The organism is Methylobacterium sp. HJ2 (assembly GCF_056431005.1).
Genome location: NZ_JBWJYM010000003.1, coordinates 23,001 through 43,180 on the forward strand (window position 1 = coordinate 23,001; position 20,180 = coordinate 43,180).

Consider the following 20,180-nt stretch of genomic DNA (forward strand, 5'->3'; position numbering starts at 1 on the left):
CACAGGAATGCCGGCGCGGGAACCCGCGCCGGCACTGGATTTACCTCTAGAACTGCGACCGATTAGTTCGGCAGCGTGAACACGGTCAGCTGACCGCCGAGGTTGGTGTAGTTCGAGAGGGCCGCGTAGCCGCCCACCGCGCCGAGGCCGGCGTTCGGGTCGGTCAGGCCGGCCGCGAGGCCGATGCCGGCCCAGCCACCGACGCCCGAGAGGACGCCGACGTACTGCTTGCCCTTGTGCTGGTAGGTCATCACGTTGCCGATGATGCCCGACGGGGTCTTGAACTTGTAGAGTTCCTTACCCGTCTTGGCGTCGACGGCCTTCAGGTAGCCCTCGAGGGTGCCGTAGAACACCACATCGCCCGCGGTGGCCAGAGCGCCCGACCACACCGAGAACTGCTCGGCATCGGACCACTTGATCTTACCGTTCACGCCGTCCCAGGCGATGAAGTTACCCATGCCGCCATGGCTGTTCGGCGCGGGGTACATCGACAGGGTCGCGCCGACATAGGGCTGGCCCGGGGTGTAGGACACCTTGAAGGGCTCGTAGTCCATGCAGACGTGGTTGGTGGGAACGTAGAACAGCTGCGTCTTGGGCGAGTAGGCCGCCGGCTGCTGATCCTTCGAGCCGAGAGCCGCCGGGCAGATGCCCTTCGAGTTCACGTCCTCGCCGTTCTGCTCGGTCGAGTACTTCGACACGACCAGCGGCCGGCCGTAGTTCTTCGAGCCCTTGTCCATATCGACCTTGGAGGCCCAGTTCACCGCCGGATCGTACTTCTCGGCGACGAGAAGCTCGCCGGTCGCGCGATCGAGAGTGTAGCCGAAGCCGTTGCGGTCGAAGTGGGTCAGGAGCGGACGCTCCTTGCCGTCAACCTTCTGATCCGTGAGGATCATCTCGTTGATGCCGTCGTAATCCCACTCGTCGTGGGGGGTCATCTGGTAGACCCACTTGGCAGCACCCGTGTCGGGGTTACGCGCCCACACGGTCATCGACCACTTGTTGTCGCCCGGACGCTGCTTGGGGTTCCAGGTCGAGGGGTTGCCCGAGCCGTAGTACATCAGGTCGAGCTTCGGATCGTAGGAGAACCAGCCCCAGGTGCAGCCGCCGCCGGTCTTCCACTGATCGCCTTCCCAGGTCTTCAGCGAGGAGTCCTTGCCGACGGGCTTGCCGAGCGAGGTGGTCTTCTCGGGGTCGATCAGCATCTGATCGTCCGGACCCATCGAGTAGCCGCGCCACACCTTCTTGCCGGTCTTGGCGTCGTAGGCGGTGACGTGGCACTGCACGCCGAACTCGCCGCCCGAGATGCCGACGATGATCTTGTCCTTCACCGGCAGAACCGTGGCGGTGTTGGTCTCGCCCTTCTTGGGATCGCCGTTGACGACCGACCAGTTCACCTTGCCGCTCTTGGCGTCGAGCGAGACGACGGTGGTGTCGGCCTGGTGCAGGATGATCGCGCCGTCGGAATAGGCGAGGCCGCGGTTGACCGTGTCACAGCACATGACCGGGATCACGGACGGATCCTGCTTGGGCTCGTACTTCCAAACGATCTTCGCCTCGTTGTCGAGATCGAGGGCGTAGACGATGTTCGGGAAGGGGGTGTGCACGTACATCATGTTGCCGACGACGAGCGGGGAGCCCTCGTGGCCGCGCAGGACGCCGGTCGAGAAGGTCCAGGCGACCTGGAGGTTCTTGACGTTGCTGGCGTTGATCTGATCGAGCTTCGAATAACGGGTGTTGGCGTAGTCAACCGTCTGAAGCACCTGCTGAGCAGGGTTGTTGATCTGCTTCATCAGGTCTTCGTTAGCGAGCGCCGGGGTCGCAGCGGCGATGCCGGCACCGAGCGCAAGAAGATGGACCGCTCTCATGGATTCCTCCGACAAGTCTTTTGGATCGACAGCCGCGCGTGTTCGATTCGCGACTATGCGACCTGACCTGCTGTTTGCGACAGGGATCGGATACGCTTCGGCAGCGGGCACTCTCGCGGTGATGAACATCCACCGAGCCAGAGGCGGCTATCCCTTGAGCCACCCCCTCGAAACCGAAGCTTGAACGAACTCTAAGAGAAATTTGAGCGCCGTCAATCCGCCTCTTGAGCCTCCCTCGAGAGAATGAGGCGGCTCATCCCCAGTTCTCCCAGCGCATTAGCGATGGTGCTTCGCACAAACACGATGTTGCATCGCAGCAGAGTCCGGTGTTCACCAGGTTTTTACTGGACGCGTTCGGTCGCCTAATCATGCGAGAACGTAGGTTGGGCCGGCACCCGGCCTGAGGTCCATGCGCCAAATGCAGGCGAAGCCGGGTTCCGGGTCGGGTTTGACTGCTGTTCGTACGGTCGAGCTTGCTTTGCGGCGCAGCATCCCGGTGCGACACGCGCGGCCATCCGGCACGCGTCCCGGCCTTGCCGAATCTACCCGGAGCTGCGCGCTCTCGCCGCAGACGCGGCCCTGCGTAGTCCGCCTTGGATCCCGCGCTCAGAGATCGGTCACCGCCCCGGTGCTCTCGAACTCGGCGACGTCGCCCACGAGATCGGTCACGGAGATGTCGAGGCGACGGCCCGTCTTGAGGCGCAACTGCGAATCGGGTTCCAGCCAGACCGGGCGCAGGCCCGCATGGCTTCCGCGCAGGGTTCCGTGCGCCACCAGGGCGCCGTCGCGGCGCTCGATCACCACGCGGTAGCGCACCCGCACGGCCGGACGGTCGCGTATGGAGACGAAACCCAGTCCCGTGAGCGTCTTCAGGACTTCGTTCGATTCGGCCATCGGACGCGACGCGGGGGACGGGACAAGGGGCGGGACGAAACGGCACCGACGTTGCCGATTGTTCCCGCACTTAATCTCCGAACCGCGCAGCTGTCACCGGGGCCGGACGACAAACCGGCGCCGATGCCGCCTCAGGCGAGCGTGCGCACCACGATCTTGCCGTCCTCGGCCGAGAGGGCGAGGCGCCCGTGCTTGAGCGCCAGGGCCTTCTCGCCGAACAGCGTCCGACGCCAGCCTTGCAGCAGGGGCACCTCGGCCTCGTCGTCCTCGGCTACTGCTTCGAGATCATCGACCGTGGCGATGATCTTGGGCGCGACCCCTTCGGTCTCGCAGACCGCCTTCAGCAGCACCTTGAGCAGCTCGACGAGGGCGCCGCTGCCGCCGCTGCGTCCCCGGGCGCGCTCCGGCGGGCGGATGTCCTGGATGTCCCGGGCAAAGCCCCGCTCCACCGCGGCCAGGATGTCGGCGCCCGTGCGCGAGCGCTCGAACCCGGCCGGAATGGTGCGCAGCCGCCCGAGCGCCTCGACGCTGCGCGGGCCGGCGGTGGCCACGTCGATCACCGCCTCGTCCTTCAGGATGCGCCCGCGCGGCACGTTGCGCGCCTGCGCCTCGCGCTCGCGCCAGGCGGCGACCTCCATCAGCACCGCGATCTCGCGGGGCTTGCGCATCCGGCCCGAGAGCCGGCGCCAGGCGAGCTCGGGATCGGCCCGGTAGGTCTCGGGCGAGGTGAGCACGCCCATCTCCTCGTCGAGCCAGGCACCCCGATCGGTGCTGAGCAGTTCGCCCGCGAGCGCTTCGTAGACCTTCACCAGATGCGTGACGTCCGAGAGCGCGTAGGCGAGCTGGGCGTCCGAGAGCGGGCGGCGGGACCAGTCGGTGAAGCGCGAGGACTTGTCGATCTTGGCCTTGGCCAGATCGTTGACGAGCTGCTCGTAGGACACCGAATCGCCGTAGCCGCAGACCATCGCGGCGACCTGCGTGTCGAAGAAGGGCTGCGGCAGGATCTCGCCCATCAGCCAGATGATCTCGAGATCCTGGCGGGCGGAGTGGAAGACCTTCACCACGCCCTCGTCATCCATGAGGTCGAGGAAGGGCTGGAGGTCGATCTCCTTGGCGAGCGGATCGACCAGCACCGCCGTGCCGTCCGGCCCGGCCATCTGGATCAGGCAGAGCTTGGGATAATAGGTCGTCTCGCGCATGAACTCCGTGTCGACCGTCACGAAGCTTTGCGCGGCGAGTCGATCGCAGGCCTCGCGCAGGGCCGCCGTTGTACTGATCAGGTCCATACTCCGGCTATAGCGGAGCCCGCCGCGGAAAGGGAGCGGCGCCGCCCCCCCGATGGCGCGCGCGTCCCCACCAAACACAGGTCGATCAGCTCTTCGGGCCCCCGGCGCGGCGCCCTCACGCCACCGCGTCGAGGGCGGCGCCGCGGCGGGCCCGGGCCTGTGCCCGGATCCGGCGGCGCAGGCGCGCGGCGTCTGCCCGGCGCCGCGCCTCGGCGCGGGCGAGGAGCCAGTCGAGGATGCCCCCTTCCAGCCGCTTGCCGGTGGCTGTGTCGGTGAGGCGCCGGATCCGGTCGACCCGGAAGCCCCGGTAGCCGCCGCGGCCGTCGTCGATGCCGCCGAGCAGCGTCCGGCCGGGCCCGAGCTTCAGCTCGCGCGCGGCGAGGGTGCGGCGGCTCCATACCCCCTGCCCGTCCTCGTAGACGAGCTCGAACCGCCCCTCGAGGGGCAGCAGCTGCCAGGCCGGCGGCGCCGACCGGGCTGTGTCCGCCGAAGCCGGCGGAGCGGAGGCCGGCGGGGCCGGCGCGGCGGCCGGCTCGAAGCCGGAAAAAGCGTGCGCGTTCATGGAGATGATATGGGGATTCGAGCCCCGTTCCGGTAGATGCGCGGCAGGCCTGCGCTTGACTTGGAGGACGTCGCGTGAATGGTGCCCCGCTCGCGCCCGAGCGCCTGCCTCAAGAGCCTGCCGTGCACCGTTACCGTACCCACACCTGCGGGGCGCTTCGCCCGTCCGACGTCGGTGAGACCATCCGCCTGTCCGGCTGGTGCCACCGCATCCGCGACCATGGCGGCGTGCTGTTCATCGATCTGCGCGACCATTACGGCCTGACGCAATGCGTGGTGGATTCCGATTCGAAGGCCTTCCGGGCTGCGGAGGCGGTGCGCTCGGAATGGGTGGTGCGGATCGACGGGCGCGTGCGCACCCGGCCCGCCGGCACCGAGAACCCGGAACTGCCGACCGGCGCGGTCGAGGTCTATATCGACGACCTCGAAGTCCTGGGCGCCGCGGCCGAGTTGCCGCTGCCGGTCTTCGGCGATCTCGAGTACCCCGAGGAGACGCGGCTGCGCTACCGCTTCCTCGACCTGCGCCGCGAGAAGCTGCACGCCAACATCATGAAGCGCGGCGCGATCATCGACGCGCTCCGCCGCCGCATGCGGGACGGCGGCTTCTTCGAGTTCCAGACCCCGATCCTGACGGCCTCCTCGCCGGAGGGCGCGCGCGACTACCTCGTGCCGTCGCGGGTGCATCCGGGCAAGTTCTACGCGCTGCCGCAGGCGCCGCAGCAGTTCAAGCAGCTCACGATGATCGCGGGCTTCGACCGCTACTTCCAGATCGCGCCCTGCTTCCGCGACGAGGATGCCCGCGCCGACCGCTCGCCGGGCGAGTTCTACCAGCTCGACATCGAGATGAGCTTCGTCACCCAGGAGGACGTGTTTCAGGCCGTGGAGCCCGTGCTGCGCGGCGTGTTCGAGGAGTTCGCCGAGGGCAAGCGCGTCACCGCGGCCTTCCCGCGCATCACCTACGCGGACGCGATGCTGAAATACGGTGTCGACAAGCCGGACCTGCGCAATCCCCTCGTCATCGCCGACGTGACGGCTGAGTTCGGCGACGACGCGGTGGAGTTCAAGGCGTTCAAGGGCGTGATCAAGTCGGGCGGCGTGGTGCGCGCCATCCCGGCGACGGGAGCGGGCAGCCAGCCGCGCTCCTTCTTCGACAAGCTCAACGACTGGGCGCGCTCGGAAGGGGCGCCGGGCCTCGGCTACATCGTGTTCGAGGACGAGGGCGGCGCGCTGACGGGCAAGGGCCCGATCGCCAAGTTCATCCCGGCCGAGATCCAGGCCCGGATCGCCGCGAAGGCCGGCGCGAAGGCCGGCGACGCGGTGTTCTTCGCGGCCGGCCCCGAGGCGAAGGCGGCGGCGCTGGCCGGCAAGGCCCGCATCCGCATCGGCGACGATCTCGACCTGTCGGACAAGGACCAGTACGCCTTCTGCTGGATCACCGACTTCCCGATGTACGAGTGGAACGAGGACGAGAAGCGGATCGACTTCTCGCACAACCCGTTCTCGATGCCGAATTTCGACCCCGACGCCTTCCTGGGCCTCGGGGCCGAGGACGAGGCGACGATCCTCGGCATCAAGGCGTTCCAGTACGACATCGTCTGCAACGGCATCGAGCTGTCGTCCGGCGCGATCCGGAACCACAAGCCCGAGATCATGGAGAAGGCCTTCGGGCTCGCCGGCTACGGCCGCGACGTGCTCGAGGCGAAGTTCGGCGGCATGCTGAACGCCCTGCGTCTCGGGGCCCCGCCCCACGGCGGCATCGCGCCCGGCGTCGACCGGATCGTCATGCTCCTGTGCAACGAGCCGAACATCCGCGAGGTTGTGCTGTTCCCGATGAACCAGCGCGCCGAGGACCTGATGATGGGCGCGCCCTCCGAGGCGACCCCGAAGCAGCTGCGCGAGCTGCACATCCGCCTCAATCTGCCGGAGAAGAAGGCCTGACGCCGGCTCCTCCCTCCCCCGCGGACGGGGGAGGGCGACCCGGATCCCCCGCGCCTGACCTCGTCGCTGTCGTCGTCGCCCACGACAGCGCCCACGCCCTGCCCGACTGCCTCGCCGCCCTCCGCTCCGAGGGGGTGCCGGCGATCGTCGTCGACAATGCGAGCCGCGACGGCTCCGTCGCGGTCGCCGAGGCGGCGGGCGCGCGGGTGATCCGCAATCGCCGCAACGAGGGCTACGGCCGGGCCAACACCCACGGGGTCCGCGCCGCCGAGGGCGCCGGGCACGTGCTGATCCTCAACCCCGACCTGATCCTGCAGCCCGGCGCCGTCGCGGCGCTCCGCACGGCCGCGCGGGCCTATCCGGATGCCGGGCTCTACGCCCCGCGCATCGTCGAGCCGGACGGGCGCTACTTCTTCCAGCCCCAGTCCTTCCTCAGTCCCTACCTGACGAACGCCAAGGGCCGGCGCGACCTGCCGGAGGGCGATGCCTGCGCGCCCTTCCTCTCGGGCGCCTGCCTGATGGCCGAGCGGGCGCTCTTCCTCGGTCTCGGCGGCTTCGATCCGAAGATCTTCCTGTTCTACGAGGACGACGACCTCTGCCGCCGCGTCGCCGATGCGGGCCGGGCCCTCGTCCATGTCCACGCGGCGGTGGCGCTCCACGGGCGCGGGCGCTCCTCGGCGCCGGAGCGCGGCCGGGTGTTCCGCACCCGCTGGCATCTCGCGTGGTCGAAGGCCTACGTCGCGCGCAAGTACGGCCTGCCCGATCCGAGCCTCGGCACCCTCCTCGCCAACGCCCCCAAGGCCGCCCTCTCCCTGCTCGCCCTGCGCCGGGCCGGCTGGGAGCGCTACGGCGGCTCGGCCGCCGGGGCGCTCGCCGCGCTGAGGGGCCGCGATGCGCTCGAACGCGAGGGGCTGGACGGAGCGGTGCCATGAGCCCCCTGCCCCCGCGCGCCGCGCTCGCGCACGCGGCGGCGCTGCTTGCCCGTCACGGCTTCCGCGAGGTGGCCCGCAACGAGCGCGGCGACAGCCTCTACCTCGCCGAGGGCGATTCGCCCCACCGGCTGCGCCTCTCCAACCACGCCCGCACGCCGAAGCAGCGCCGGGGGCACCCGGAGGTGATGGCGAGCCTCGTCGTCCGCGATCCGAAGACCCCGGAGCAGCTCGCCGCGATGGTCGCGGCGGTGGTGCGCGACTATGCTGGCGGCGTCCGGAAGGCTCAGGCCTCGGGGGCGGACTCGGCCGGCGACGCGTCGCGGAAATAGGGCTCCACCGGCCCCTTCAGCTTCACCGTCATCGGGTTGCCGGCGCGGTCGAGGGTCTTGCCGGCGCTGAGGCGGACCCAGCCCTCGCTGACGCAATATTCCTCGACGTTGGTCTTCTCGACGCCCTTGAAGCGCACGCCGACGCCGCGCTCCAAGAGCGTCTCGTCGTAGTACGGGCTGCTCGGGTTGGTCGCGAGGCGGTCGGGCGGGGTGTCGGACATCGGTGGTCTCACGTCTCGAAGAGCGCCTGCGGGTAGGCGATTCAGCGAGTGGGCGCAACGTCCGCCAGCGCGGCGAGAAGCGCCTCGACCCGGTCGCTGCAGAGAAGCGGCACGAGCCGCGCGACGGTCTCGGGCGGCAGGTCCCACCACGCGCTCGCCACCAGCGCGGCGACCTGCTCGGGGGCGAAGCGGAGGCGCACCACGCGGGCCGGGTTGCCGGCCACCACCGCGTAGGGCGGCACGTCGCGGGTGACGACGGCGCGCGCCGCCACCACGGCGCCGTGGCCGACCGTGACGCCGGACAGGATCATGCAGCCGGAGCCGAGCCAGACGTCGCTGCCCACGATCACGTCGCCGCGCGAGGCGTGGTAGTCGCCCGGCGCCGCCGCGTCCGGGAAGTGCGCGCGCATCGCGGCGAACGGGTAGGTCGTCACCCAGTCGAGCCGGTGGCCGCCGCCGAGCAGGATCTCGACCCGGTCGGCGATGGAACAGTAGCGCCCGATCGTCAGCCGCCGTCCGGACTCGGGGAAGCGGACCTTCGGCCGCCCGTAGGAATAGGCGCCGATGGAGAAACCGTACCGCGACACGAGTTTCGCGAGGTGGATGCGTGTCTCGTTGTTCGGGTTGCGCCCACTGCGCAGCCGGTGCAACAGGGCCCTCAACGGGCGCAGCCACCGGGCGCGCGGCGCGGTCGCCAACGAGCGGGAGAGTGGGTCATGGCCGACAACATGTCCGAGGATCTCAAGTCCGGGGCGCTCGTCTACCATCGCCTGCCGCGGCCGGGGAAGCTCGAGATCCAGGCGACGAAGCCGCTGGGCAACCAGCGCGACCTGGCTCTGGCCTACTCGCCGGGCGTGGCCGCCGCCTGCATGGCGATCCACGAGGATCCCCAGGAAGCCGCGACGCTGACGATCCGCCAGAACCTCGTGGCGGTGCTCACCAACGGCACCGCGGTGCTCGGCCTCGGCGATATCGGCCCCCTCGCCTCCAAGCCCGTGATGGAGGGCAAGGCCGTCCTGTTCAAGAAATTCGCCGGGATCGACGTGTTCGACATCGAGGTCGACCAGCACGACGTCGACAAGCTCGTCGACGTGGTCTGCGCCCTCGAGCCCACCTTCGGCGGCATCAACCTCGAGGACATCAAGGCGCCGGAGTGCTTCGAGGTCGAGGAGCGCTGCCGGGCCCGGATGAACATCCCGGTCTTCCACGACGACCAGCACGGCACCGCGATCATTGTGGCGGCGGCGGTGCTCAACGGCCTGGAGCTCGCGGGCAAGAAGCTCGAGGACGTCCGCATCGTCACCTCGGGCGCGGGCGCGGCGGCGCTCGCCTGCCTCAACCTGCTCGTGTCGCTCGGCGCGCAGGTCCAGAACATCACCGTCACCGACATCAAGGGCGTGGTCTACAAGGGCCGCACCGAGCTGATGGACCGCTGGAAGGACGTCTACGCCCAGGAGACCGAGGCGCGCACGCTGGCCGACGTGATCCCCGGCGCCGACGTGTTCATCGGCCTCTCGGCGGGCGGCGTGCTCAAGCCCGAATACCTCGAGACGATGGCCGAGAAGCCGCTGATCATGGCGCTGGCCAACCCCTACCCCGAGATCATGCCCGATCTCGCCCAGGAGAAGCGCCCCGACGCGATGATCTGCACCGGGCGCTCGGACTTCCCGAATCAGGTCAACAACGTCCTGTGCTTCCCCTACATCTTCCGCGGGGCCCTCGACGTCGGCGCGACCTCGATCAACGAGGAGATGAAGAAGGCGGCCGTCAAGGCGATCGCGGCGCTCGCCCGCGAGACCCCCTCGGACGTGGTGGCCCGCGCGTATGGCGGCGAGGCCCGGCCCTTCGGCCCGCGCTCGCTGATCCCGAGCCCGTTCGATCCGCGCCTGATCCTGCGCATCGCCCCTGCCGTCGCCAAGGCGGCGATGGATTCGGGCGTCGCCGGGCGGCCGGTGGCCGATATCGACGCCTACGCCGAATCCCTCGACCGCTTCGTGCACCGCTCGGGCTTCATCATGAAGCCGCTGTTCTCGAAGGCCAAGGAGGCGCCCAAGCGCGTGATCTACGCCGAGGGCGAGGACGAGCGGGTGCTGCGCGCCGTCCAGGCCATCGTCGAGGACGGCGTGGCCAAGCCGATCCTGGTCGGGCGCCCGCGGGTGGTCGAGACCCGGCTCAAGCGCTTCGGCCTGTCGATCCAGGAGGGCCGGGACTTCGAGCTGATCGATCCCGAGGACGATCCGCGCTACCGCAAGTACGTGCAGACCTACCTCGAGGTGGCGGGCCGCCGCGGCATCACGCCGGAGGCCGCCCGGACCCTGGTGCGCACCAACACCACGGTGATCGGCGCGGTCGCCGTGCGCCGGGGCGAGGCCGACGCGCTGATCTGCGGGCTGGAAGGCCGGTTCGAGACGCGCCTGCGCATCATCCGCGACGTGATCGGCCTGAAGCCCGGCATCACGCAATGCGCGGCGATGAGCCTGATCGTCACCAAGAAGGGCGCCTACTTCCTGGCCGACACCCACGTCCGGCAGGATCCGAGCGCGGACGAGATCGCCGAGGTCGCGGTGGCCTGCGCCAACCATGTCACCCGCTTCGGCCTGACGCCGAAGATCGCCCTGCTCAGCCACTCGGATTTCGGGCAGTCGGATTCGGTCTCGGCCATGAAGATGCGCGCGGCGCTCGGGCTGCTGCAGGACAGGGCGCCGGATCTGCAGGTCGACGGCGAGATGCAACCCGATTCGGCGCTCTCGGAGATCATCCGCGACCGCGTGCTGCCGGGCTCCCGCCTCAAGGGCGCGGCCAACGTCCTGATCTTCCCCAACCTCGACGCGGCCAACATCGCCTTCCAGTTCGCCAAGGTGCTGGCCGACGCCCTGCCCGTCGGCCCGCTCCTGATCGGCCCGGCCAAGCCCGCCCATATCCTGACGCCGTCCGTGACGGCGCGCGGCATCGTCAACGTGACGGCGGCGGCGGTGGTCGAGGCCCAGGCGGACAACGAGAGCGCCGTCACGGACGGCGGCGAGACCGGGGCCGGCTCGCTCTCGGAATAGGCGCACCCGCCGCGGGACCCCAGGTCCCGCGGCGCCGGATCAGCCCAGCACGACCCGCCCGTCGAGGCCGATCACACGGCCGAGGCCGCGCACGCGATTGAGCAGGCGGTCGCTCGCCAGCGGGTGGAGGTGGGGCGGCAGCTGCAGGGTCACCCGCCCGTCCGCCACGGCGAGCGGCGCTGCGGCGAGCACGCCGCCCATGCCGGCCGAGAGCGGGAAGGCGACGCGCAGCAGGGCGCCGAGCATCCGGGCGCGCTCGAACAGGCGCGGGCCGGCGAGCGCCCGCAGGACCGGGTTGGCCTTCTCCGGGGCGATGCCCTCGTGGCGCAGCGCCACGGCGAGGGCGAGGTAGGCCCGGCCCGGATGGTCGACGCCGACGAAGGCCGCGTTCTGGATCAGCGCGATGCTCTGCTCGCCGCGGTAATCCGGATGCGCCCGCCAGCCGATATCCGAGAGCAGGCAGGCGGCGTGGCGCAGGCGGCGCTCGTCGGCCGTCTCCGGCCCGTCCAGGCTCTCCACGAAGCGGTCGCTCCAGGCGCAGAGGTCGAGGCCGTGGCCGGGCGAGCGGGCGCGCAGGCGGTTCAGGTCCGCGGCCGAGGTGAGCAGCGAGTCCGCCCCCCGATCCTCGCGCTCGAGCTGCTCGAACAGCAGCCCCTCGCGCACGCCCGAGGCCGAGATCGCGATCTCGCGCGGGCGTCCGACCCGGATGATCTCCTCGAGCACCACGGCCCCGTAGGCCAGCAGCGGGCGCCGGGCCTCCGAGATGGTGTCGACGTCCTGCAACTGGGCGATGTCGCATTGCTCGACCACCTGCAGGAAGCTCAGCTCGTCGGTCGGCTCGATCCTGTAGCCGTGCATGACGTGCAGCGGGTACTGGCGGGCGGCCTGATGCAGGCGGGCCAGCGCCCGCCACGTGCCGCCGACCGCGTAGAAGGTCCGGCCCTTGAGGGTCTCGAGCTGGGGGACGGCCTTGCGCATGTGCTCGCGCACGAGCTTGGCGGCCTTCTTGAGCGAGTTGCCCGAGAGATCCTGGAGGGCGAGGCCGCCGAGCGGCATCGTCACGCCCTGGCCGACCACGGCGCCGCGCACGTCCACCAGCTCGAGCGAGCCCCCGCCGAGGTCGCCCACCACGCCGTCCGGCGCGTGGAAGCCCGAGATCACGCCGAGCGCCGAGAGCTCGGCCTCGCGCCGGCCCGACAGCAGCTCGATCCGCTCGCCGCAGGCCGCCTCCGCCGCCTCCAGGAAGGCCGGCCCGTTCTCGGCGTCGCGGGCGGCGGCCGTGGCCAGCACGTGCAGGCGCGCGACGCCCATGATGGCGCAGAGCACCCGGAAGCGGGCGAGCGCCTGGAGCGCCCGGCGCACCGCCTCCTCGTTGAGCCGGCCCGTGGTGAGCACGTTGCGGCCGAGGCCGCACAGCACCTTCTCGTTGTAGATCGGGGTCGGAGCCCGGCTCAATCCGTCATAGGCGACGAGGCGCACCGAGTTCGAACCGATATCGATGATCGCGACCGGGGCCGAGGCGGGCCCGGGAAGCTCTGGGGACGATGCCAAGTCGACCGATCCTTGATCGAGGGCGCGCCGTGCGGCGGACGCCCATAGCTAGAGGCAAACCGACCGGCGCGGAACCGGGGCAGCCCGCCGCCCCGCCCGCTTTTCCGGTATCGCCGCCCGGCGCCCCCGGACCGGAGGCTTGGGGCGGGGCTTGGGGGGCCTCGCCTCAGCCCCGCTGCGCCCGGCGGCTCAGGGCCCGCGGGCTCGACTTCTTCGAGGCCTTGCCGCGGCCCGAGAGGCTCGGGTTCGTCATGAAGTACTTGTGGGCGTTGAAGGGCTCCTCGCCCTCCACCGGCTGGACCCGCTCGCTCCCGCCAGAGGCCAGGACGCGCCAGCTCTGGCGGTTGTCGAGGAGGTTGGCCAGCATGATCTGGTCGAGCACCTGCTGATGCACCGTGGCGTTGGTGATCGGCAGGAGCGCCTCCACGCGGCGGTCGAGGTTGCGGCTCATCAGGTCGGCGGACGAGATGTAGACGGTCGCCTTCGGATGCGGCAGCCCGACGCCGTTGCCGAAGGCGTAGATGCGCCCGTGCTCCAGGAAGCGCCCGACGATCGACTTGACCCGGATGGTCTCCGACAGGCCGGGCACGCCCGGCCGCAGGCAGCAGATGCCGCGCACCACGCAGTCGATCTGCACGCCGGCCTCCGAGGCGTCGTAGAGCGCGTCGATGATCTGGGCGTCCACGAGCGAGTTGCACTTGATCCAGATCGCGGCCGGGCGCCCGGCCTTGGCATGGGCCACCTCGGCCTCGATGTGCTCGAGCAGCCGCAGCTTCAGGGTCAGGGGCGAGACCGCCATGCGCTCGAGCTCGGCGGGCTCGGCGTAGCCGGTGATGAAGTTGAAGATGCGCGAGACGTCGCGCGCGATCGCCGGGTCCGCGGTGAAGAAGGACAGGTCGGTGTAGATGCGCGCGGTGATCGGGTGATAATTCCCGGTGCCGACGTGGCAATAGGTGACGAGGCGCTCGCCCTCCCGGCGCACCACCATCGACAGCTTGGCGTGCGTCTTCAGCTCGACGAAGCCGAACACCACCTGCGCGCCCGCCTTCTCGAGGTCGCGCGCCCAGCGGATATTGGCCTCCTCGTCGAAGCGGGCCTTCAGCTCCACCAGCGCCGTCACGGACTTGCCGGCCTCGGCGGCCTCGGCGAGGGCCGCCACGATCGGCGAGTTCGAGGAGGTACGGTAGAGCGTCTGCTTGATCGCCACCACGTTCGGGTCGCGGGCGGCCTGGGTCAGGAACTGCACCACCGAATCGAAGGATTCGTAGGGGTGGTGGACGCAGAAATCCTTCTGGCGGATCGCCGCGAAGACGTCGCCGCCGCTCTCGCGGATGCGCTCCGGGAAGCGCGGGTTGTAGGGCTTGAACTTGAGGTCCGACCGGTCGATCGAGACGATCTGCGACAGCTCGTTCAGCGCCAGCATGCCCTCCACGAGCACGATCGCGTCGTGCGAGATCTCCAGCTCGTCGGCCACGAAGGTGCGCAGGTCCTCCGGCATCCCGGCCTCGACCTCGAGGCGGATGACGACGCCCCGGCGGCGCTGCTTGAGCGCCGTCTCGAAGTGCAGGACCAGATCCTCGGCCTCCTCCTCGATCTCGAGGTCGGAATCGCGCACCACCCGAAAGGCACCCTGGCCCCGCACGTGATAGCCGGGAAAGAGCCGCCCGGTGAACATCACGATGAGCTGCTCGATGGCGATGAAGCGCGCCGCCGGATCGTTCTCGACGGCGGGCAGGCGCACGAAGCGATCGAGCACGCCCGGCATGCGGATCAGGGCGCGCAAGGTCCGGCCGTCGCGCGGGCGCACCAGCATCAGCGCGACGGTGCTGCCGAGGTTCGGGATGAACGGGAAGGGATGGGCCGGGTCGATCGCCAGTGGGGTCAGGACCGGCAGGACGTGGTCGAGGAAGTAGTCCTCCAGCCACGCCTTGTGCTCGGGGATGAGGTCCCCCGGCTCGACCAGGGCGATGCCGACGCCGAGCAGCTCGGCCCGGAGCTCGCGCCAGCGCAGCTGCTGATCCTCGGCGAGGCGCGAGACCTCCGCGCCGATGCGGGCGAGCTGCTCGGCGGGCGTCAGCCCGTCCTGCGACGGCAGGGTCAGCCCGGCGCGGACCTGATCGTGCAGCCCGGCCACCCGGACCATGAAGAACTCGTCGAGGTTGTTGGCCGAGATCGAGAGGAAGCGCAGCTGCTCCAGCAGGGGGTGCCCGGTATTCGAGGCTTCCTCCAGAACCCGGCGGTTGAACTGCAGCCAGGACAGCTCCCGGTTGACGAAGCGCTCGGGCGAGTGGCGCAGCGTCCGGCCCGCCTCCAGCACCGGCTCCCGCGCCGGTGCGTCCGCGACCGGCGGCGGCTCGGCGAGATCGCTCGCGGCCGGCCACTCGTCGCCCCGGTCCGTCTCGGCGCCCGCATCCTTCGGGGTGTCCGTCCCGGCCGCCAGCGGGTCCGGCTGGGCCGGGCGCGGGGCGCGGGCCCCGGCCGAGCGCCGGGCCGGGCCGGGCCGGCGCGGCGCGGGCTGCTCGGCGGGCGACACCGCATCCGGCTCCTGAGCGCGCCCGCTCTCCCGCGTCCCGGTTCTCGGCTCCAACTCCGCCAACACACGTCCTCCCGCGATACGACGCCCGCCCTATCAGGGAATCGGGTCGCCTGTGTGACAGTTCGATGACGGGACCGGCCGCCGCCTAATCCTCGCCTTCGCCTTCGCCTTCGCCTTCGTCCTCGCTCATCCGCTCCAGGACGGCGAGCGCGAGCGGCTTGGTGATGCGCCGCCCGCGCCCGAGGGCGTCGCGGTCGAGCTCGGTCACCACCGCGCGGGCGCGCCCGAGCGAGCGGTCGATGCGCAGCGCCAGCGCCTCGATCACCGAGAGATCGACCACGAGCTGGCGGTCGACGAACAACTTCACGATCACCGCCCGCAGGAGGGCGTCGTCCGGCTCGAGGATCGCCGCGCTCGGGGCGAGGCGCAGGCGCGAGCGCAGGTCGGGCGTCGCGATCGCCATCGCGTCGACGGGCGACGCGCTGGTCAGGAGAACCGGGCTCCTGCGCTCGCGGGCCGCGTTCAGCAGGTGGAACAGGGCGGCCTCGTCGCGACCCTCCGGCCGGTCGACGTCCTCGATCACCAGCGCGCCGTTCGAGACCAGATGCGGCACGCTGCCGGCGTTCACCGCGACGGCCGGCACCGTCCAGGCATGGCTGCGGGTCGCCCAGATCGAGGCGAGGTGGCTCTTGCCGCTCCCCGGCGGGCCGGTGAGGAGGAGCACTGTGTCCGGCCAGTCGGGCCAGGCCTCGATCAGGGCGTAGGCCGCCTCGTTGGCGGGACCGACCAGGAAATCCTCGCGGCCGTAGCGGGGATCGAGCGGCAGGTCGAAGGTGAGCTGCCTCGGCGGGGCGTTCTCGCGCATGATGCCTCCTCGCGCATGGATGCCTCCTCGCGCACGATGCCTGGCGCCGCCCGCCCGGCGTCAACGGCCGTCGGCGTCGATCAGCACCGGCTGCTCCGCGTGATAGAGCCGGCTCTCCAGGTAGCGCCGCAGGCCGAAGCGCACCAGCACGCCGATCGAGGCGGCGACCGGCACGGCGAGCAGCAGGCCGAGGAAGCCGAACAGCGAGCCGAAGGCCAGCAGGGAGAACATCAGCCAGACCGGGTGCAGGCCGACCGAATCGCCGACGAGCTTGGGCGAGATGATGTTGCCCTCCAGGAACTGGCCGACGAGGAACACCCCGACGGTGAGCCCGATATGCAGCCAGTCGCCGCCCGGCCAGAATTGCACGAGCGCGACGCCGACCGAGAGCAGGAAGCCCGTGAGCGTGCCGACATAGGGGATGAAGGTGAGGAACCCGGCGATCAGCCCGATCAGCACCCCGAAATTCAGGCCCACCAGCCAGAGGCCCAGCGCGTAGAAGGTGCCGAGGATGAGGCAGACCAGGGTCTGGCCGCGCACGAAGCCGATGATCGCCCGGTCGATCTGGGCCGCGAGGCCGCGCACGGTCGCGCGGTGGCGCGGCGGCACCCAGCCGTCGATCGCCGCGACCATCCGGTCCCAATCCACCAGGATGTAGAAGGCGACCACTGGCGTCACCACGAGGAGCGAGGCGATCGAGATCAGGGCCTGGCTGCCCGACCAGATCGACTTGAGGAAGGCGAGCAGCCACGCCACCCCCTGCGTCGCCAGCGTGCCCACGGAGGATTGCAGCTCGGTGAGCGCGTCGGCCCCGCCCAGCCGCTGCAGCACCGGGCCGGCGCGCTCGGCCAGGATCTCCTGCAGCCGCGCCACCATCGCGGGCAGGCTGGAGATCAGGGCGGCGATCTGGTTGGCCACGAGCGGGGCGAGCAGGAGCAGGCCCACCACCAGGGCGAACACGAAGAGCGCGAGGATCAGGAGGCTCGCGGCGAGCCGCCCGAGCCCGAGCCGCTCGAGCCTGTCGGCGAGGGGATCGAGGAGGTAGGCCAGCGCGATGCCGGCGACGAAGGGCAGCATCACGTCGCGCAGCAGGTAGACGAGTGCGCAGAGCGCGGCGAGCACGGCCAGCCCGATCACAGCCCTCGCGCGCATGCCGCCCTTTCCGTCCGCCTCGTCGGGAGAGTGGGAACGCCCGCGCGGACGGTCAAGGCTGACGGGTCGCGACGACGCCCGTGCCGGGGCGATGCCCGGAGGGCGGGATGCGAGAATCCGGTTCGCGATCCGCGACCGCTCGCATTTCCTGACGCCTGTCGGGTTCGTCGCGGGCGATCTTTGGGCTAAAGGGACCGGATCACGAGCAGGATGCGGGTGCCGATGACGGCCGAGACCGACAAGACCGAGACCGCGCAGGGTCTCACCTACGCGCAGGCGGGCGTCGATATCGACGCCGGCAACGCCATGGTGGAGACGATCAAGCCGCTGGTGCGGGCGACGCGCCGGCCGGGGGCGGATGCGGAGATCGGCGGCTTCGGCGGCCTGTTCGATCTGAAGGCCGCGGGCTTCCGCGATCCGATCCTGGTGGCGGCCAATGACGGCGTCGGCACCAAGGTGAAGATCGCCATCGAGACCGGGCGCCACGACACGATCGGCATCGACCTCGTGGCGATGTGCGTCAACGACCTCGTGGTGCAGGGCGCCGAGCCGCTGTTCTTCCTCGACTACTACGCCACCGGCAAGCTGGTGCCGGGCGTCGGCGCCGACATCGTGCGGGGCATCAGCGACGGCTGCCGGCAGGCCGGCTGCGCCCTGATCGGCGGCGAGACCGCCGAGATGCCGGGCCTCTACGACGGGGCGGATTACGACCTCGCGGGCTTCGCGGTGGGCGCGGCCGAGCGCGGCACGCTGCTGCCGCGGCCCGGCATCGCCCCGGGCGACCTCGTGCTCGGCCTGACCGCGTCGGGGGTCCACTCGAACGGCTTCTCCCTCGTACGCCGCATCGTCGCCCGCACGGGGCTGGCCTGGGACGCGCCGGCGCCCTTCGCGCCCGGCCGCAGCCTCGGCGAGGCGCTGTTGGAGCCGACCCGGATCTACGTGAAGCCGCTGCTCGCCGCCCTGAAGGCCGCGGAGGGCATCAAGGCGCTCGCCCACATCACCGGCGGGGGCTTCCCCGACAACCTGCCGCGGGTGCTCCCCGACGCGGTGGGCATCGCGGTCGACCTCGCGGCGATCCCGGTGCCGCCGGTCTTCGGCTGGCTCGCCCGGGAGGGCGGCATCGCCGAGGCGGAGATGCTGCGCACCTTCAATTGCGGGATCGGCATGGCGGTGGTGGTCGCGGCCGACGCGGTGGCGGCCGTCGAGGCCGCCCTGGCGGCGGCCGGGGAGGCTACGGTCCGCCTCGGGCGGATCACCGAGCGGGGCGCCGAGCCGGTGACCTTCGACGGCCACCTCGCGCTGTGAGCGCCCCCGCGAAGACCCGCGTCGCGATCCTGATCTCCGGGCACGGCTCGAACATGGTCTCGCTGATCGAGGCGGCCCGGGCGCCGGGCTTCCCGGCCGAGATCGTGCTGGTGCTCTCGAACCGGCCGGAGGCCGCGGGCCTCGCGCATGCCGCCGCTGCGGGGATCCCGGCCCGCGCGATCGACCACCGGGCCTATCCCGACCGGGCGCGCTTCGACGCGGCCCTCGACGCGGAGCTGCGCGCGGCCGGCATCGACCTCGTCTGCCTCGCGGGTTTCATGCGGATCTTCACGCCGGGCTTCGTCGAGGGCTGGGCCGGACGGATGCTCAACATCCATCCCTCGCTGCTGCCGCTGTTCCGGGGCACGCACACCCATGCCCAGGCGCTCGAGGCCGGGGTGCGGCTGCACGGCTGCACGGTGCATTACGTGGTGCCCGAGCTCGATGCCGGACCGATCGTGGCGCAGGCGGCGGTGCCGGTGCGCGCGGGCGACGATCCCGACAGCCTCGCGGCCCGGGTGATCGTGCAGGAGCACCGGCTCTATCCCGCGGCCCTGGCGCTGGTCGCCGGCGGCGGGGTTCGGCTGGAGGGCGGGCGCGTGGTGTTCGAGCCCGCCGCGGCCCAGGCCGAGGGCGCGCTGCTCAGTCTCTAGGGTTCCGGATCGTCGGGCGAGGCCGGGGCGCGCGCGGGCGCCCCGGACGGGCCGTCAGGCCGGGCGCTGCAGCTTGCAGTTGTCGAGGGCCGAGAGCGCCTTGGCGCGGGCCGAATCGTTGAAGTAGCCGGTGCTGCGGTAGGCCTCGATCTCGGAGGCGTCGAGGGTCCGCATGGTCTGGCGGGCGTAGCAGCCGCAGGGGCGCTCCAGGGCGGCCTCGGGCGCGTTGGTCATGCGCGCCTGCACGACGGCGCAGGCGTGGCGGACGCGGCTCTCGAGGTTGGCCTTGGGTGCGGTGCGCAGCGCCGGATCGGGCTGGTACTGCTCGAACGGGGCGGTGGAGCCGCCGGCGAGCGCCGCGGTGGCACCGAGCGCCAGGAGGCCGGCTGCGAGGGTGAGGGACAAGCGGCGGGTCATGCGATGGGTCCGGGCGTAGGAAAGATGAAGCCTCGCCCTTGGACTCCCGCGATCCGCATCCCGTCAATGGCGGCCCTGCCACACCGCCGGGCCATTCCGCCGCCCCGCCCGCGGGCGGGGTGATTTGGCCGCCGGTGTGCCCCGGCGGCCAGTCGAACGCGGTCGGCTCAGCCGACGATGTCGCCGTCCTTGAAGAACTGGGCGATCTCTGCCTTGGCGTTCTCGGCGCTGTCCGAGCCGTGCACGGTGTTCTCGCCCACCGACTCGGCGAAGAGCTTGCGGATGGTGCCCTCGGCGGCCTGGGCCGGGTTCGTGGCGCCCATCACCTCACGGTACTTCGCCACGGCGTTCTCGCCCTCGAGCACCTGCACCACCACCGGTCCGGAGGTCATGAAGGTCACGAGCTCGCCGAAGAAGGGGCGCTCCTTGTGGATCTCGTAGAAGGTCTCGGCCTGGGCCTGGGTCATCTGGATCCGGCGCTGGCCGACGATGCGCAGGCCGGCCTTCTCGATCACGGCGTTGACCGCGCCGGTGAGATTGCGCCGCGTGGCATCGGGCTTGAGGATGGAGAAGGTGCGCTCGGTGGCCATGGCGTGCGGAGTCCGTCTTTTTTCGAGGAAGGGTT

General features: G+C 70.8%; 18 protein-coding genes. 6 read left to right on the top strand and 12 right to left on the bottom strand.

The genetic code is table 11. The annotated features are described in order from the left end of the window. Positions 1-62: 62 nt before the first annotated feature. The 4 genes from xoxF1 to ACS5RC_RS08765 form a co-directional block, all read right to left on the bottom strand. Positions 63-1,865: a lanthanide-dependent methanol dehydrogenase XoxF1 gene (gene xoxF1, locus ACS5RC_RS08750; protein WP_478343468.1), complete on the bottom strand. Its 1,803-nt coding sequence runs from the start codon at positions 1,863-1,865 to the stop codon at positions 63-65. Positions 1,866-2,471: 606 nt separating this feature from the next. Then, positions 2,472-2,759 carry a hypothetical protein gene (locus ACS5RC_RS08755; protein ID WP_478343469.1) on the bottom strand — a complete coding sequence of 96 codons (288 nt, stop codon included), beginning with the start codon at positions 2,757-2,759 and terminating at the stop codon, positions 2,472-2,474. A gap of 131 nt (positions 2,760-2,890) precedes the next feature. Next, positions 2,891-4,045, bottom strand: a complete 1,155-nt coding sequence (gene rnd, locus ACS5RC_RS08760; RefSeq protein WP_478343470.1) for a ribonuclease D — start codon at positions 4,043-4,045, stop codon at positions 2,891-2,893. A 115-nt stretch (positions 4,046-4,160) separates the two neighbouring features. Further along, positions 4,161-4,607 carry a hypothetical protein gene (locus ACS5RC_RS08765; RefSeq protein ID WP_478343471.1) on the bottom strand — a complete coding sequence of 149 codons (447 nt, stop codon included), beginning with the start codon at positions 4,605-4,607 and terminating at the stop codon, positions 4,161-4,163. Between the two features lie 122 nt (positions 4,608-4,729). Here ACS5RC_RS08765 and aspS point away from each other — a divergent pair, with 122 nt between their 5' ends. From aspS to ACS5RC_RS08780, 3 genes are read left to right on the top strand one after another with little or no spacing between them, the layout of a single operon-like run. Beyond that, the gene (gene aspS / locus ACS5RC_RS08770) at positions 4,730-6,544 is read left to right on the top strand and encodes an aspartate--tRNA ligase (RefSeq protein ID WP_478343472.1); all 1,815 of its coding nucleotides are present in this window, start codon (positions 4,730-4,732) and stop codon (positions 6,542-6,544) included. Further along, positions 6,541-7,476 (top strand): glycosyltransferase family 2 protein, encoded by a 936-nt coding sequence (locus ACS5RC_RS08775; RefSeq protein WP_478343917.1) that lies wholly within the window; start codon positions 6,541-6,543, stop codon positions 7,474-7,476. The genes aspS and ACS5RC_RS08775 overlap by 4 nt, the downstream gene beginning before the upstream one ends. After that, positions 7,473-7,805, top strand: coding sequence for a hypothetical protein (locus ACS5RC_RS08780; protein WP_478343473.1), 333 nt, complete (start codon positions 7,473-7,475; stop codon positions 7,803-7,805). Before ACS5RC_RS08775 ends, ACS5RC_RS08780 begins: the two co-directional genes overlap by 4 nt. Here ACS5RC_RS08780 and ACS5RC_RS08785 read toward each other — a convergent pair. Beyond that, positions 7,760-8,026 carry a DUF3297 family protein gene (locus ACS5RC_RS08785; protein ID WP_478343474.1) on the bottom strand — a complete coding sequence of 89 codons (267 nt, stop codon included), beginning with the start codon at positions 8,024-8,026 and terminating at the stop codon, positions 7,760-7,762. The two genes, ACS5RC_RS08780 and ACS5RC_RS08785, sit on opposite strands and share 46 nt — an antisense overlap. Positions 8,027-8,067: 41 nt before the next feature. Next, positions 8,068-8,676 carry a CatB-related O-acetyltransferase gene (locus tag ACS5RC_RS08790; protein WP_478343918.1) on the bottom strand — a complete coding sequence of 203 codons (609 nt, stop codon included), beginning with the start codon at positions 8,674-8,676 and terminating at the stop codon, positions 8,068-8,070. 66 nt (positions 8,677-8,742) lie between these two features. Between ACS5RC_RS08790 and ACS5RC_RS08795 the strand changes: the two genes are divergently transcribed. Next, a complete protein-coding gene (locus ACS5RC_RS08795) occupies positions 8,743-11,076 on the top strand; it encodes an NADP-dependent malic enzyme (protein WP_478343475.1) in 2,334 nt (777 codons plus the stop codon). A gap of 39 nt (positions 11,077-11,115) precedes the next feature. On the opposite strand, the gene ppx is transcribed toward ACS5RC_RS08795, so the two are convergent. The 4 genes from ppx to ACS5RC_RS08815 form a co-directional block, all read right to left on the bottom strand. Beyond that, on the bottom strand, positions 11,116-12,627 hold the full coding sequence (gene ppx, locus ACS5RC_RS08800) for an exopolyphosphatase (RefSeq protein WP_478343476.1): 1,512 nt from the start codon (positions 12,625-12,627) through the stop codon (positions 11,116-11,118). A 166-nt stretch (positions 12,628-12,793) separates the two neighbouring features. Continuing rightward, positions 12,794-15,160, bottom strand: coding sequence for an RNA degradosome polyphosphate kinase (locus ACS5RC_RS08805; RefSeq protein WP_478343477.1), 2,367 nt, complete (start codon positions 15,158-15,160; stop codon positions 12,794-12,796). Positions 15,161-15,308: 148 nt separating this feature from the next. Next, positions 15,309-16,028 (bottom strand): P-loop NTPase family protein, encoded by a 720-nt coding sequence (locus ACS5RC_RS08810; RefSeq protein ID WP_478343478.1) that lies wholly within the window; start codon positions 16,026-16,028, stop codon positions 15,309-15,311. A 60-nt stretch (positions 16,029-16,088) separates the two neighbouring features. Next, entirely contained in the window at positions 16,089-17,180 is a 1,092-nt protein-coding gene (locus ACS5RC_RS08815) for an AI-2E family transporter (RefSeq protein ID WP_478343479.1), read from the bottom strand. A gap of 222 nt (positions 17,181-17,402) precedes the next feature. On the opposite strand from ACS5RC_RS08815, the gene purM reads away from it, so the two are divergent. Further along, positions 17,403-18,485, top strand: a complete 1,083-nt coding sequence (gene purM, locus ACS5RC_RS08820) for a phosphoribosylformylglycinamidine cyclo-ligase (RefSeq protein ID WP_478343480.1) — start codon at positions 17,403-17,405, stop codon at positions 18,483-18,485. Continuing rightward, positions 18,482-19,138, top strand: coding sequence for a phosphoribosylglycinamide formyltransferase (gene purN / locus ACS5RC_RS08825; protein WP_478343481.1), 657 nt, complete (start codon positions 18,482-18,484; stop codon positions 19,136-19,138). Before purM ends, purN begins: the two co-directional genes overlap by 4 nt. Before the next feature lie 54 nt (positions 19,139-19,192). Here the strand turns inward: purN and ACS5RC_RS08830 are convergent, their stop codons facing one another. Together ACS5RC_RS08830 and ndk are read right to left on the bottom strand one after the other, a co-directional pair. Continuing rightward, positions 19,193-19,555: a hypothetical protein gene (locus ACS5RC_RS08830; RefSeq protein ID WP_478343482.1), complete on the bottom strand. Its 363-nt coding sequence runs from the start codon at positions 19,553-19,555 to the stop codon at positions 19,193-19,195. Between the two features lie 167 nt (positions 19,556-19,722). After that, positions 19,723-20,145 carry a nucleoside-diphosphate kinase gene (ndk, locus tag ACS5RC_RS08835; protein ID WP_478343483.1) on the bottom strand — a complete coding sequence of 141 codons (423 nt, stop codon included), beginning with the start codon at positions 20,143-20,145 and terminating at the stop codon, positions 19,723-19,725. Positions 20,146-20,180: the final 35 nt, after the last annotated feature.

Coding starts and splice junctions, on each gene's coding strand:
- xoxF1 (WP_478343468.1), bottom strand. CDS start 1,865: ATGAGAGCGGTCCATCTTCTTGCGCTCGGTGCCGGCATCGCCGCTGCG.
- ACS5RC_RS08755 (WP_478343469.1), bottom strand. CDS start 2,759: ATGGCCGAATCGAACGAAGTCCTGAAGACGCTCACGGGACTGGGTTTC.
- rnd (WP_478343470.1), bottom strand. CDS start 4,045: ATGGACCTGATCAGTACAACGGCGGCCCTGCGCGAGGCCTGCGATCGA.
- ACS5RC_RS08765 (WP_478343471.1), bottom strand. CDS start 4,607: ATGAACGCGCACGCTTTTTCCGGCTTCGAGCCGGCCGCCGCGCCGGCC.
- ACS5RC_RS08780 (WP_478343473.1), top strand. CDS start 7,473: ATGAGCCCCCTGCCCCCGCGCGCCGCGCTCGCGCACGCGGCGGCGCTG.
- ACS5RC_RS08785 (WP_478343474.1), bottom strand. CDS start 8,026: ATGTCCGACACCCCGCCCGACCGCCTCGCGACCAACCCGAGCAGCCCG.
- ACS5RC_RS08795 (WP_478343475.1), top strand. CDS start 8,743: ATGGCCGACAACATGTCCGAGGATCTCAAGTCCGGGGCGCTCGTCTAC.
- ACS5RC_RS08810 (WP_478343478.1), bottom strand. CDS start 16,028: ATGCGCGAGAACGCCCCGCCGAGGCAGCTCACCTTCGACCTGCCGCTC.
- ACS5RC_RS08815 (WP_478343479.1), bottom strand. CDS start 17,180: ATGCGCGCGAGGGCTGTGATCGGGCTGGCCGTGCTCGCCGCGCTCTGC.
- purM (WP_478343480.1), top strand. CDS start 17,403: ATGACGGCCGAGACCGACAAGACCGAGACCGCGCAGGGTCTCACCTAC.
- ACS5RC_RS08830 (WP_478343482.1), bottom strand. CDS start 19,555: ATGACCCGCCGCTTGTCCCTCACCCTCGCAGCCGGCCTCCTGGCGCTC.
- ndk (WP_478343483.1), bottom strand. CDS start 20,145: ATGGCCACCGAGCGCACCTTCTCCATCCTCAAGCCCGATGCCACGCGG.